Here is a 13,338-nt window from a genome sequence, read left to right as displayed (position 1 = left end):
TTGGCAGCTGTCCCGGCCGCCCGGTTCGATGCGATCGGCACCACCGTTAGCGTGCACGCGACCGACCCGGGCGCCCTGGATCAGGCTGTGCGCACGGCCAGGGAATGGCTGGCGTCTCTGGACCTTGCTGCCTCGCGGTTCCGGGCAGATTCAGAACTTACGACCATTAACGCCCGGTCGGCCCGGGGTCCGGTGGCGGTGGCAGTCAGTGCCTTGCTCGGGGATGTTTTGGAGGCTTCCTTCCGCACGGCGGCCCTGACCGGCGGCCTGGTGGACCCGACAGTCGGCGCGGCCCTGCTGCGGGCCGGTTACGATGACGATATGGTACTGGTCAGAGACAGGGCGGGCTGGACGGTGCCCGGTGATCCGGAACCGGCGCCGGGGTGGCTGCAGATCAGCTACACACCCGACGTCCGGTTGCTGGTCATGCCGGCCGGCACGGTGCTGGACTTTGGCTCCAGCGCCAAAGCCTACGCCGCTGACCGGATCGCGGCCCTGCTGGGTGAGACCCTGCCGGGCGGTTTCCTGGTCGACCTGGGCGGAGACATCGCCGTTGCCGGCACCCCTCCAGAGACAGGCTGGCAGGTAGGGATCGAGCACGACCGCGGCCGCACCGATCAGGTCATCACCATCAGGGACCAGGCCATAGCAACGTCTTCAACGAGGCACCGGGCGTGGTCCAGCGGGTCCGGGACCGCCCACCACATCATCGACCCGCGCACCGGCGCCCCGGCACAGCGCATCTGGGCCGAAGTGACCTGCCTGGGTGCGACCGCTCTGGAAGCCAATGCCGCCTCGACCGCCGCCATCGTCCTGGGTGCTCAGGCACCGTCCTGGCTGGGGGCCCGTGGCATCGATGCCAGCCTGCACGCCACGGACGGTTCGACCGTGAGGACCGGGAACTGGCCTGCCCCCCACGAACCTGCCGGGGCACTGTGAGTCCGGCGGTCAGCGAGGTTTTCTGGTTCGTTTCCCGGGCGAGCGGGGTCACGGCTTCGGTGCTGCTGACGGTGACGTTCATTCTCGGTGTTGTGACTTCCGGGCGGCGCCGGCCGGCAGGGATCGGGACCACTGTCGTGACAGGGCTCCACCGCAACCTGGCCCTGGGGATGATGGTTTTTGTGGTAGTCCATATTGTTACTGCCGTGCTGGAAGGCTACGTCGACATCGGCTGGGTGTCGGTAGTGGTGCCGTTCACTTCCGGCTACGAACGGGCCTGGATCGGGCTGGGCGCTGTCGCGTTCGATCTGCTGGTGGCCGTGACGTTGACCTCGATGCTGCGTCACCGTATTCCCGAGCGGTGGTGGGGCCGGGTCCACGCGCTGAGCTACGTGCTGTGGCCGGCAGCGATAGTCCATGGCATCACGATGGGCACCGGGAGCGCCTGGATCCTCCGGGCCGTGGGGGTGGCCTGCCTGGCCGCAGGCGCCGCCGCGATCGCCTACCGGCTCACCGGCCGGCAACCCGATGAGACCCGCCGCAACGAAATCGGACAACAGCCATGGCGCTGAACCTGCTGCCGGCCCTGCACGAGGCCGGCCTGACGGGCCGGAGCGGTTCGGCGTTCAGCACTGCCGTGAAACTCGGTGCGGCGCTTCAGAATCGGGCCGAGCTGATAGTTAACGCCTGCGACGGGGAAATCGGTGCCGCGAAGGACGCCTACGTCATCCGGCACCACCTCGCCGAGGTCCGGGACGGGGCAGCATTGACGGGCCTGAAGCGGGTAACGTATGCCGCCCACGCCGGATCAGAAACCGAAGGACGCCTGCGGGCAGCGGGCGTGGCGGTGTTGCCGGTACCTGCCCGGTATGTCGCCTCCGAGGCCAGCGCCCTCGTTTCCCTGCATCACGGCGGCCTTGCCCGCCCGATGACCAAACGCGCCCGCCTGGTCCAGGGCGGCCGCACCCCGGAGGGGAAGAAAACCCGGCCGGTACTGGTCCTGAACGCCGAAACACTTCTGCGGGTCGCCCAGATCGAGGCCTTCGGGCCGGCCTGGTTCCGGTCTTTCGGCACACCGGAGGACCCCGGCCCGCGGCTGGTCGCTCTCAACGGCGCCGTCCAGGCGCCAGGTGTCTACGAAACCGAAACCGGACCATCCCTAAGCCAAATACTCTCCCTGGCCGGTGGACCGCTGCCCGGCGCCCGGGCCCTGAACATCGGCGGACTCGGCGGCACCTGGATTGCAGCGTCCCGGATACCGGCCCTGCACTACACCACCGCGTCGATGGCCACCGCGGGCGCCGCTCCCGGGCCCGGGGTGATGCACCTGCTGGGCCCCTCACATTGCCCGGTCGCCACGGTCGCGGACATGCTCAACTACGCCGCCGGGGAATCAGCCGGCCAATGCGGGCCCTGCATGTTCGGGCTCCCCGCGGCAGCGGCCGGGTTCGCTGAACTCGCCGCCGGTACCGGAGGTCCCGGAGCGCACGCCGCGCTGCGGCAACGACTGGGACTGCTTACCGGCCGCGGGGCCTGCCACTTCCCCGACGGTGTTGCAGCGTTCACCGCCTCCGCACTGGAGGTCTTCAGCACCCACCTCCAAGCGCACGCGGCAGGCTATTGCCCCGGACAGGAAGAAAGAGATCAGTCGTGAGCTTTTCTGCCCGCCCGCCCCGGACCGATTCGGCCGTCCCGGTCCTGGCCGTCGACCGGACCGCCTGCACCGGGCACGGAGTCTGCGCCACCTTGCTGCCTGAACACATCACCCTCGACGAATGGGGCTACCCCATCCTGGACGGACCCATCCCCAAAACGACCGACGCTGAGCTGACCGTCCGGTACTGCCCGGCCCGGGCACTCTACTGGCGAAACCAAAACGACTGAGTCGGAGCCCGCTGACCCTTGCCCGCACGAGGACTTCCACTGCCCGCCCGGTGGTCCTCTGGCAGGTGCTGGAGGGGTAGGACCCAGGACACCGCATCTGCCCCCCGACCCGACGGTGTTTGTCCCGGGCACGCTTCCGCATTCTCTGACCGACGGTGCGCTCAGACGGGCGTCAACTGCCCGCTTCCGGGGCCGCTTTCGCGGCGCGGCGCCTGCGCAGGTGCCAGAACAGTAACGCTGCAAGGACAACAGCGACGGTGAGGAGGGCGGCTCCGTGTCCGGCTGTCCGGGCGATGCTCTGATATGAGTTCCCTGCCAGGAACCCCAGCAGGGCACAGCCGGTACCCCACACCAGAGCGCCCGCGGCGTTGAAGGCCAAAAACCGCAGGTAGGGCATATGCGCCATGCCGGCCAGGGCAGGCATGACAGCGCGGAAGAATGCTGTGAAGCGTCCCACGAAGACAGCCGCGCCGCCCCGGCGGCGCAACAGGTCCTGGGCTTTAGCCACCTGCTGCCCTTTCCTCGCAACAAGGCGCAGGCGCATGATCCGCGGCCCGAAGAACCGTCCTACCTCGTACCCCACCGTGTCGCCGGTGATCGCCGCCGTCACGACCAGAACGATCACCACCCACAAGGGAAGCCGTCCGTGGCTGGCCAGGACGCCGCCCAGAATGGCCGCCGTCTCACCCGGGATCACAAATCCGAGGAAAAACGCGTCTTCAGCGAATACCAGGGCAAAGACCAGCAGCGCGGCCAGCACCGGGCTGATATTCAGGATACTGTCCACAATCTGGCCCACAACACTGCCTTTCCTCCTGGCGCCCACCCCCCACGCACCTGCGGTTCCGGCGATCTTTCCGCGCCGACCTCAGGGGTATCCCGGCCCGAGGCCCCGATCCGAGGTGTCCCAGGGGAGCCGGCAGGCTCTGCAGCGGCCTACGCACCTGCGCTGTCCATGCCCACCGAGGCGGTCTGGACCGGTGCACGGCCGCGTGGGTACAGTGTGCGGTAGAGGATCCGGCCCAGGCACGGGAGTGACCAGATGCAGCACGTCAGCAAACGCGCGAACACCCTCGCCCTGGCGGTGCTCCTCGGTCTGGCCCTTCCCGGGACGGCAGGGTGCTCCTTTACCAACCCCCAGGAGACCACCCGGATCACGCCGGCCACCAACGGCATCAACACCGTGATCGGCCCGGTGAAGCTGGGCAACCTGTTGATTCTCGCCCTGGACGCCAACGGACCGGGCAGGGTCATCGGCACGGTGAGGAACACCACCGACCACGACATCGTCCTCACCCTGGCCCTGGCATCAGGAGAGACAACGACCATACCGGTCCCGGCCCAAGACCGCAGACAGCTCACCCTCGACACGGCCCCGGTCACGTTCGCCCGCACCGGCGCGGCCCCCGGCGCGACGCTCCAGCTCAAAATCAGCGCAGACACGACGACACAGACCATCCCGGTACCCGTCCTCGACGCGACCTTCACCGAATACGCACCCTACTTCCCGATCCGGCCGGAGCCGCCCCACACCCCCGGCACCACGCCGCCGGCCACTTCCCCAACCCCGGCGCCCACTCCTACTCCCTAACGACAAGTACCACTGCAGGCCTCAGCATGCCGTCTCATTCACGCGCCGGCGGGGCCCGGCTGGCTGACCTCCGCAGGACCCGGGTGAGCACCCGAGGGACGCAGGACCGTTTCCGGGTCCGGCGCTGCCCCCGCCAGGTTCCCTGCCGGTTCACTGCGGACTCTCAGCAACCATTCAGCGCAGCTCCGGATAATAGATGGCAGGCGTCGTTGAGACGCCCGCCCCGGACGGGCCCCCCATCCGGACGGGGCACCGACTTAGTAGGACGGATACCGGCAATGTCTGCGACCCGAACCCCCCGCTCAGCTGTCCTGTTCAGCACTCTGGCCGGAATCGCTTTGGTTGCCGGGACCGCGGTCGCCGGGATTGGGCCCGCGGTCGCAGCCCCTGCGCCGGGGCCGGCATCGTCCACCGCGTCCGCCCCCGCGCCGGCCGTGCACCAGGTGCCGGCAGGCGCGGACGGCCAGCAGCATGACGCAGGGGAAGCCAGCGGCGACTGACCGTCCCCGGGTGTTGGGTAGAATACCGTGCAGGGAACGACCCCGTGAGGGGCGGTGAAAGGGGACCGGTGAGGACAGCGCGAAAGCACCCCTCATTCCCGGCCCTTAACCCGGTTTCCCCGCCCGTCGTTGCTTTCCTGGTTCTCGCAGGCCTGGTACTCGGGATTCTGGGCATGCACGCCCCTGGAACCGGCCACGGCAGCCCACCCCCGCACAGCCCACCCCCGCACAGCACAGCACCGCACAGCGGCATCTCACAGGTGTCCGGCGGCCATTTCACTGCCGCGGGGGCGCGTCCGGCGGGCCGGGCGGCAACCGCCGGGCCGGCCGTGGCCGCAGTTCCGTTACCCGGCGGGAACCAATCTTCCGGTTGCCCGGCGCCGTGCACGATGACAGTACATGAATGGTCATGTGGCCCGCAAGCCAGCGCTGCAGTCCCTCAGCCTGTACTGCCCGCCCTCGCTCCGGATGCCGGCAGGGCGGCCCTTGTGGGCGCTCCTGCTCTTCCCTGTCTGAAGCCGGCAGCCCGCGGACGGGCCGCACCGTCCCTGACAGAACTCTCTATCAGCCGCACGTAAACCGGTCCCGGTCCGCCCCCACAGCCCCCGCGTACGCCGCTAGCGACTGCCTTCATCGTTGCAGGGCCCTGGCCGTGTTCGTCCCGGCTGCCTCCGCACCCCTGGGACAGAGACGACCAAAAGCTGCCCGGTCCATCCCGGGTGCGTGCGGCTCCGCCCGGCCTTCTCCTGGCCTCCGCCGGGCGCTGCTGCGGGCGTGCCCCGGGCCCGGGCCGGCGGTGCCTGTTTGCCGGTTGGCCGCAGCGGCTCCTCCCGCCCCTGGAGTACTTAGAGTTACCCCCTTTTTTTGAGATTTCTCCGCGTTGCGCGGATACAGACCAAGGACACGCAAAAATGAAAAACGCCTACCCTCTTCCCTCCCGCCGTACTGTGCTCGGTACCGGGATCGCGGCCGCTGCCATGGCGGCCCTCGCTGCCTGCACGTCCAACCCGACCGCCGGGCCTTCCGCGGTGACCAGGATCATGCCGGGGGACCCGATGATCGCGGACTTCGAAGCGCGCCGCGCCTTCACGGGCAAGACCATCACAACCCGGCTCAGCGCCGGTGAAGCCGACGTCGTTATCGCCGGACAACCTGTCCGGACCTGGGGCTATGGGGGCACCCTGAACGGGCCGGTGATCCGGGCCACCGCAGGGGATAAACTCACGGTGCCGCTGATGAACCAGCTCAGCCAGGGGACCTCCGTGCACTGGCACGGGCTGGCCCTGCGCAACGACCAGGACGGGGTCCCGGGGCTGACACAACAGGCCATCGCCCCCGGCGCCGCGTACGACTACAACTTCGTTCTTCCCCACCCGGGAACGTACTGGTACCACTCGCACGTGGAAATGCAGCGCGAACGCGGGCTCTACGGGGCCCTCATTATCGCCGATCCCAAGGAAACCCTGGCCTATGACCAGGAATGGGTGATCATCCTTGATGACTGGATGGACGGGGTCACCGGCACCCCCGACGATGTCCTGAAGGAACTCTCCATGGGCATGGGGTCCATGAACACCCCGGCACCGGCCCATTCAATGCCCGGCATGGACATGGGCGGCGGGTCAGCGTCCTCGATGCCCGGCATGGACATGGGCGGGTCAGGGTCCACGATGCCGCCGATGCCGGGCATGAAATACATGTTGATGGGGGCGCGCAGCGACTTCCTCGGCGGTGACGCGGGCGACGTTTCCTACCCGTACCATCTTTTCAACGGCAAGGCCGCGGCCGGGCCTGAAACGTTTCCCAGCAAACCGGGCAGCCGGGTCCGGTTGCGGATCATCAACGCGGCCGCTGACACCGCTTACCGTGTCGGTGTGCCCGGGCAGAAAATTACGTTGACGCACACGGACGGGTTCCCGGCCGCGCACCGGGACGTTGACGCCGTTGTCCTGGGCATGGGGGAACGGATCGACGCGATCCTGAACGTGCAGGAGGGTTTCACCCCTGTTCTGGCGCTGCCCGAAGGTAAACCCGGGATGGCCTACGGCCTGATCAGCACGGGCACGGGTACACCGCCGCCGGCAACCGCCTTCCCTTCAACTTTGGGTGGCACGGTCGTTGACGGCGGCATGCTCAAGGCAGACGCCTCCGTCCTCCTCCCGGCGAAACCGGCGGACCGGGTCCATGAAGTGCACCTGACCGGCGGCATGGCAAAGTACGACTGGGGCATCAACAACCGCCGCTTCGACATGAACAATCCCTACGAGGGGGCGTTCGATCTCAAGGTCAATGAACGGGTCCGGGTGGACTTCATCAATGACACCACCATGTGGCACCCCATGCACTTGCACGGCCACACGTTCCAGCTCGCCGGTGGCGGGGCGCGCAAAGACACCGTCATCGTGCGCCCGAAACAAACAGTGAGCGTCGAATTCGATGCCGATAACCCCGGTCAATGGCTTACCCACTGCCACAACGCCTACCACGCCGAGCGCGGCATGATGGGGGTCTTCTCCTACATCAAATAGTCGACCCGGTGGCCCGCGTACCCCGCGTCTCTGCCTTCAGGGCCCGGGGTGCGCGCAGGCCCGGCGCAGCGCAAAATGCGGCCCGCACCCGGCCGCTATCGGGATCTGCCAGAGGCAGTGCCGGGTGCCGACCTGCGACGATGGTCCTATGAACACTGCCGGTAACACAGTCGTCGGGGCCCGTGAAGGGTTCGCCTCCGTTTTCCACCGTTCCTGGCTCCGGGTCACGGCCATGACGGTCACCGGTGCCGCGGCCGCGTTCCTCGTCGCGGTTAGCGGGCCGCCGGACTACGCGCCCGCGGCCGGTTGGGCTGCGGCGTCCGCGACGTACCTGGTCTGGGTGTGGGTTGTTATCGGGCGTCTGGACCCGGCAGGTACGGCCGCCCATGCCAAACGGGAAGACCCAGGGCGCGGCATTTCAGACGTACTGGTCCTGGCCGCGACCATGGGAAGCTTCACCGGAGTCGCGCTGATCCTGCTCGATGCCGCCACCTTGCAAGGCGGCAGCAAAGCCTCGGTAATCGCCCTGGCACTCGGAAGTGTGGCCCTGTCCTGGTTCCTCGTGCACACCCTCTTCACGCTCCGCTACGCCTCCATCTACTACCGGGACAAGAACGGGATCGATTTCAACGAAGAAAGCGCGCCCCACTACCGGGACTTCGCCTACCTGGCATTCACCGTCGGGATGACCTTCCAGGTCTCCGACACCAACCTGAAAACCGATGCGATCCGCTCCACGGTCCTGCGCCAGGCACTGCTGTCCTACCTCCTCGGGGCCATCGTCCTGGCCACCACCATCAACCTCGTCTCCGGCCTCATCCACTAAAAGGCCCTGGCTCTGCCAGTGTTCAGGAACCCTGCCTGTGAGGCGCCGGCCCGGACGGGGCAGAGAGTTCCCGTGCGCCTGTGGGAAAGGAAAGTAGAATTTTCCGCCGGCGGCGGCCGGGTGGAGCAGATGGATGGCTGTGCTGAGGGCGGCCGGTTAAAGCACGGTCGCACCGAAGAGCAACCCGATGCCGTAAGTGATCATCAGACCCACCGCTCCGCCGATCAGTACCCGGGTCGCGGCTCTGCGGATGGACCCTCCGCCTATCCTTGCCCCCAAGGCACCGGTGAGGGCCAGGGCCGCGAGCACGATCACGTAGGTGATCCAGACCCGCACCGACACCGGGGAGAGCAGGATCGCGGCTACCGGAAGCGCACCGCCCAGCAGGAACGCCGCCGCCGATGAACCTGCCGCGTGCCAGGGGTTGGTCAGCTCTTCCTCGTCGACGCCGAGCTCCATCCGCAGGTGTGCCTTCAGCGGATCCGCTGCTGTCAGCTCCCGGGCGACCATGGCCGCGGTGGCGCTGCTGAGGCCCTGCTCCTCGTAGAGCCCGGCCAGTTCCTGCAGCTCCCCTTCAGGGTCCTCGGCCAGCTCACGCCGCTCTTTGACAATAAGGTCCCGTTCGCTGTCCCGCTGGCTGCTCACCGACACGTACTCACCCAGCGCCATGGAAACGGCACCCGCGGTCAACCCCGCCATCGCCGCGATGAAGACCGGCTGCACAAGGGTCGTCGCACCGGCAACACCGATCACCAGACCGGCCATCGACAAAATCCCGTCGTTGGCCCCCAGCACGGCAGCCCGCAGGGCGTTCAAGCGCCCGGACATCCCGGAGGCATGCGGTTCCGGAAAGGCATGAACAGGCATGGGATTTCTCACTTTCAACGTCATTCCAAGGAGAGCGCAGCACGGATGCACCACTCGCCCTGCGGCCGGAGCGCGGGCCGGTGCCAGGACATCACACTAGCAGCGACGGACTCAACGGCCTACCCCCAAGTTCTCATCAACGTCTGGCCGCCGCCCTGCTCAGACCTGGATCATCCGATTGGTGCATTCCGGCCTGCCCTGAACGAGGATTCGGGCGCGCTCGAACGCGGCGTGAAACCCCTACACACCGTTCCGAACGCCCCAGCCGCCCCAGAGCTGCGGTCGAGGAGCGCAACGACGCGGCAGAGGCCCCCGGGCGCGTCGGTGCCCACCGGTAAGAAACCCAACGTCATCGACCGCATTTAATCGGTCCGCACCGTTCGGGCGCGGCCGCTTGGTGTGGCTGCCATCGGAGCGGTGCGCGAGTGCAGGCCGAGTTCTTCGAACCGGAACCAACCTGCCATATTCACCAGGCGACCCGCAGGCCGGCCTCGACGACGTCCCGCGCGGGGGACGTCGAGGAAGAACGTTCCGCCGGCGCCGCGGGGCCACATGACCGCCCGGGGTACCGACCCAGGGCTGTTGCTTTCGGCGTTGCCAGAGGCGGTGCCACTATTCAGGCAGTTGTATCTGGAAGCCGCAGCTGCAGCGCAATATGCGGGTGGTAAGGCAGACGTCGTTGGCGTTCTGCGGGTCGCGGTCCGTGTAGACGGCGTTGAGGCAGCCGGCCTCTGAATCGAGCGTATGCATCGGCCGGCCGCAGTGGACGTACTCTCCGTCGAATATCAGGACGTCATCCTCGCCCGGGGCCCGGCTGAGGACTGCCCCTACGGCGGCAACGTCGGCTCGTCGCAGGTAGTGGAGATCGCACGCGGTGCAGACATACCCTGCTTCCACGAAATCGTCCGAGGGCGGATCGAGGGCTTTAATCGACTGCAGCCTCAGCTCCGTGTCAGAACCGCAATGGCCGCACAGGAGCAAAGTACTGCCGGGGCGATCAGTGTGCGGGCGGATACTGGCGGCGCCGGGATCGAAGGACATTTTTACGCTCCCGCCGCGTAGCTGGACAGGCTGCAATCCGCCCCGTCGACACAACCCAGGCGCATTGCCGCGCTGAATGCGGTATCTGGCAGGCCGGTCCAGGCGGTGATGGCCCGGCCACCGCCCTGGTTGACATGCGAGGCGGCCATGCTCGGCTCCCTTTTAGCTGCGTGCATTCCAGCCCGCCATCCTGCTATAGCGGGATCTCCCGCCAGCTATGCACCAAGCCGAAAGGAGGATAGATACGTGATGCCTGCCACCAAAAACCTACGCCGTGGCTCCTGGCGTGTCCAGCCACCGTCGGCGGCGGCAGGACAGTCCGGGCAGAAAGAACCTGCCCACGATTCCCTTGTCATCTTGTCTGGGCTGGACTGGTAGCGGAGTATTTGAAGTGGCGGTGTTTCACCTTGCTGGAGAGGGTCCATTCAGCCTTCATCGGGGTTCCGTCCGGGGGCTGACTCGCGGCCTCAAGAAATTCGGGAGTCAGCCCCACTTGCCGGTGCCGCACCGGGTGCCTCGGCGCATAGCCTGTCGCGGTATTGCTACGGACAGTGGTTTCAGCCCTGCGAGGAGAATCACGAGGCAAGGCCCCTGAGCTCGCCGCCGGGATCCTGAGCCTGTCCTGAAAAACGGGCAACACCATTGGCACTTAGGACAGTCATCGTGCAGCGGCCACTTCCCGACCGAGCAGTCCGCGTTGAAGTGCGTCTACCTGGCTATCATGAGCCTGGACCCCACCGGCAAGGGCCGGAAACGCTGGAGCAACCGCTGGAAGGCCACTCTCAACGCCTCCGAGATCACCTTTGACGGCCGCCTGTCCGCCGGCAGGAGCTAGAGAAGACAACCCCAGTTACACCGAATAATTGACAGACCCCTAGCCCCCGGTGACACGCTCAGGAGTACTGGGCCCTAAGGTTTTGTCGAGCGTGGTAGCGGCCTGTATTTGCCGGCGTGGATGGGCTTGGGGCCCGGCCAGGTGTAGCCACGGAGTAAGAGCCCGGTATGGCAGGGATGCACGACTGCCCATGAAAGGACGTACGGATCATGATGGGTGGTCAGGTTCGGCATGGACTGGGATGGGCTATAGGCCTGCTGTTAACGTTTGGTAGGCGGGCAGGAGGAGGCCTCAGTCGTGGGCCGGTTCTCCAGTCATTAGGTGGTCGGCGTGGTTGATGGTTTCGCGGATGAGCCGGACCAGGTGCCCGTCGTGGAGGGAATAGATGACGTGCCGGCCGTCCTTGCGGGTGTCCACGAGGCCGGTGAGCCGGAGTTTGGCCAGGTGCTGGCTGACCACGGTTCGTGGTGCCCCGGACGCGTCGGTGAGTTCGGTGACGGTTTTCGGGCCGCCAGTGAGTTGCCAGAGCAGGTGCAGCCGGGTGGGTTCGGCGAGCATCCGCAGCGTCCCGGCAGCTGTTTCGAGCAGCTCCGGGCCCGGGGTGACCGGGTGGGCCAGGGACGGCTCTCCAGGGATGGTGCTCAGGGCACCGCTAGGGCTCAACGCGCTGCTAGGCCGGCTGCTCAACGGTTTGCTCCTCATTAGCCGGTTCCGCGGCGGTGTGCCGTGGCCAGGACAGGAAGGCACCTGCACTGCCTACCATCGCAATAATCATCAGGGCAAGAGCAGCCCAGCCCAACCCGGCCACGGCTCCGATCCAGCCGGCCAGCGGGTAGGTCAGGATGTAGCAGGCGTGGGAAAGGGAGAACTGCGCGGTGAAGACGTAGGGCCGGTTTTCCTCGGTGGAGGCATCGCGCAGCAGCCGGGAGGAGGGGGTGAGGATCGTGGAGTTCGCCGCACCGAGCAGGAACCACAGCCCCAACAGCAGCCACCACCCCGGACCACCGGACCCCAGGAAGGTCAGGAGTGCGGCGCCGGCCAGCACGGCAGGGATCAAGGCGGCGCCGGTGAGCATCACGGCACGGTCCCCGAACCGGTCCAGGACCCGGGGCGCTGACAAGGCGACGATCATAGACCCGACGCCGAAGCAGGCCAGAGCCAGGGCCAGGTCCGTGTCGGGACGCCGCAGAACGTCGCGGACGTAGACCACGGTGTTAACGAGCACCAGCGCCGTCGGGGCTGCGACCACGAGGTTCAGTGCCAGTAGGGAACGCAGGCGCCGGTTGCGCCAGAAAATCCGTGCTCCCAGAGTGGTCCGGTGCCACAGGGACGCCTGCGGCCCGGCCGGGACGGAAAGCCGCGGCAGGACCGTGAGCGTAACCATGAAGGCCGAGAACAGGAAACCGGCAACTGTGCCGATGAACAGGTTATTGTAGCTGATTAGCGTCAGCAGCAAGGCCGCAAGGGCCGGGCTGACCAGGGCCTCCATATCATAGGCCAGCCTGGAGAGGGACAACGCGCGCGTATAGTCCCGCTCGTCCTTCAAAATGGTGGGGATCAGGGACTGGAAGGCCGGGGTGAAGGTCGCAGAGGCGGACTGCAGCAGGAAGATCACCACGTAGATCTGCCAGGTCTCTGTAATGAACGGCAGAGACAGTGCCATCGCCGCCCGGATCAGGTCCGCCCCGATCAGCACCGGCTTTTTCGGCAGCCGCGCCCCGAGGGCGTTGATCACCGGGGCTAGACCCACGTAGGCGAGCATCTTGATCGTCAGGGCCGTGCCCAGCACCGCGCCGGCGTTCCGGCCGGCCAGGTCGTATGCCAGCAGCCCGAGGGCCACCGTGAGCAGTCCGGTGCCGATCAGGGCCACGATCTGGGCAGCAAACAGCCGCCGGTAGGTCATATTCCGCAGAACCGCTAACATCAGGCCGAACCCCTTAAGTGCATACGTGCGCGTCTATGCACTAACCATAGCGGATTTTCGCCGCTCGCGATTATCCGCATTCAGAGCCGGAGTTCCCACCCGTCATCCTCGCGGCCGGGATGTGGATGCGGCGCGCCGGTGTTCGGGGCGTCGCATCCGACGGGGCCGAGGTGCTGCTGACGGCGCGGATAGGCATATCGTCAATGTTCGGCAGCGCGCCGGCCAACCTGGCTTTGGCCTGGGCAACGACCTGTTCCGCCTCGGCCAGCGAGGTGCTGACAACCATGACGGTTGCCGCCGCCGGGGAACCTGAAGGTGCGCAGACCGGGGCGCTGGTCAGGGTCCGGCTGGGCAGCCTGGCCCGGGGCAGGGTCCGTCGGTGCCACGGGGATGTCATTCGTGG

General features: G+C 67.1%; 14 protein-coding genes and 1 pseudogene. 9 read left to right on the top strand and 6 right to left on the bottom strand.

The window, feature by feature from the left end; all coding sequences use genetic code 11:
* From LFT44_RS21190 to LFT44_RS21175, 4 genes are read left to right on the top strand one after another with little or no spacing between them, the layout of a single operon-like run.
* A complete protein-coding gene (locus tag LFT44_RS21190) occupies positions 1–939 on the top strand; it encodes an FAD:protein FMN transferase (protein WP_236803066.1) in 939 nt (312 codons plus the stop codon).
* On the top strand, positions 936–1,511 hold the full coding sequence (locus LFT44_RS21185) for a ferric reductase-like transmembrane domain-containing protein (RefSeq protein ID WP_236803065.1): 576 nt from the start codon (positions 936–938) through the stop codon (positions 1,509–1,511). Before LFT44_RS21190 ends, LFT44_RS21185 begins: the two co-directional genes overlap by 4 nt.
* Positions 1,502–2,593 carry an NADH-ubiquinone oxidoreductase-F iron-sulfur binding region domain-containing protein gene (locus LFT44_RS21180; RefSeq protein WP_236803064.1) on the top strand — a complete coding sequence of 364 codons (1,092 nt, stop codon included), beginning with the start codon at positions 1,502–1,504 and terminating at the stop codon, positions 2,591–2,593. The genes LFT44_RS21185 and LFT44_RS21180 overlap by 10 nt, the downstream gene beginning before the upstream one ends.
* Positions 2,590–2,823 carry a ferredoxin gene (locus LFT44_RS21175; RefSeq protein WP_236803063.1) on the top strand — a complete coding sequence of 78 codons (234 nt, stop codon included), beginning with the start codon at positions 2,590–2,592 and terminating at the stop codon, positions 2,821–2,823. Before LFT44_RS21180 ends, LFT44_RS21175 begins: the two co-directional genes overlap by 4 nt.
* Positions 2,824–2,995: 172 nt before the next feature.
* Here the strand turns inward: LFT44_RS21175 and LFT44_RS21170 are convergent, their stop codons facing one another.
* On the bottom strand, positions 2,996–3,622 hold the full coding sequence (locus LFT44_RS21170) for a DedA family protein (RefSeq protein ID WP_236803062.1): 627 nt from the start codon (positions 3,620–3,622) through the stop codon (positions 2,996–2,998).
* 243 nt (positions 3,623–3,865) lie between these two features.
* Here LFT44_RS21170 and LFT44_RS21165 point away from each other — a divergent pair, with 243 nt between their 5' ends.
* The 4 genes from LFT44_RS21165 (at position 3,866) to LFT44_RS21150 (ending at position 8,268) form a co-directional block, all read left to right on the top strand.
* Positions 3,866–4,414 carry a hypothetical protein gene (locus LFT44_RS21165; RefSeq protein WP_236803061.1) on the top strand — a complete coding sequence of 183 codons (549 nt, stop codon included), beginning with the start codon at positions 3,866–3,868 and terminating at the stop codon, positions 4,412–4,414.
* Positions 4,415–4,692: 278 nt separating this feature from the next.
* Positions 4,693–4,914: a hypothetical protein gene (locus LFT44_RS21160; protein WP_236803060.1), complete on the top strand. Its 222-nt coding sequence runs from the start codon at positions 4,693–4,695 to the stop codon at positions 4,912–4,914.
* Positions 4,915–5,825: 911 nt separating this feature from the next.
* Entirely contained in the window at positions 5,826–7,442 is a 1,617-nt protein-coding gene (locus LFT44_RS21155) for a multicopper oxidase family protein (RefSeq protein WP_236803059.1), read from the top strand.
* Positions 7,443–7,590: 148 nt separating this feature from the next.
* The gene (locus tag LFT44_RS21150; RefSeq protein ID WP_236803058.1) at positions 7,591–8,268 is read left to right on the top strand and encodes a DUF1345 domain-containing protein; all 678 of its coding nucleotides are present in this window, start codon (positions 7,591–7,593) and stop codon (positions 8,266–8,268) included.
* A gap of 156 nt (positions 8,269–8,424) precedes the next feature.
* On the opposite strand, the gene LFT44_RS21145 is transcribed toward LFT44_RS21150, so the two are convergent.
* Complete coding sequence (locus LFT44_RS21145) at positions 8,425–9,096, bottom strand: VIT1/CCC1 transporter family protein (RefSeq protein ID WP_336885649.1); 672 nt, start codon at positions 9,094–9,096, stop codon at positions 8,425–8,427.
* Between the two features lie 651 nt (positions 9,097–9,747).
* Positions 9,748–10,176, bottom strand: a complete 429-nt coding sequence (locus LFT44_RS21140; RefSeq protein WP_236803056.1) for a hypothetical protein — start codon at positions 10,174–10,176, stop codon at positions 9,748–9,750.
* A gap of 670 nt (positions 10,177–10,846) precedes the next feature.
* Between LFT44_RS21140 and LFT44_RS21135 the strand changes: the two are divergent.
* Positions 10,847–11,011, top strand: a pseudogene (locus LFT44_RS21135) (IS256 family transposase); the annotation flags it as partial.
* 291 nt (positions 11,012–11,302) lie between these two features.
* Here LFT44_RS21135 and LFT44_RS21130 read toward each other — a convergent pair.
* The 3 genes from LFT44_RS21130 to LFT44_RS21120 form a co-directional block, all read right to left on the bottom strand.
* Positions 11,303–11,698 carry an ArsR/SmtB family transcription factor gene (locus tag LFT44_RS21130; protein WP_236803055.1) on the bottom strand — a complete coding sequence of 132 codons (396 nt, stop codon included), beginning with the start codon at positions 11,696–11,698 and terminating at the stop codon, positions 11,303–11,305.
* Positions 11,682–12,935 carry an MFS transporter gene (locus LFT44_RS21125; RefSeq protein ID WP_236803054.1) on the bottom strand — a complete coding sequence of 418 codons (1,254 nt, stop codon included), beginning with the start codon at positions 12,933–12,935 and terminating at the stop codon, positions 11,682–11,684. The genes LFT44_RS21130 and LFT44_RS21125 overlap by 17 nt, the downstream gene beginning before the upstream one ends.
* A 70-nt stretch (positions 12,936–13,005) precedes the next feature.
* Positions 13,006–13,332, bottom strand: a complete 327-nt coding sequence (locus tag LFT44_RS21120) for a hypothetical protein (protein WP_236803053.1) — start codon at positions 13,330–13,332, stop codon at positions 13,006–13,008.
* Between the last annotated feature and the right edge of the window lie 6 nt (positions 13,333–13,338).

Origin of the sequence: Arthrobacter sp. FW306-05-C, from assembly GCF_021801725.1 — a bacterium.
GTDB lineage: Bacteria > Actinomycetota > Actinomycetes > Actinomycetales > Micrococcaceae > Arthrobacter.
This window is presented reverse-complemented; position numbering and strand designations above follow the sequence as displayed.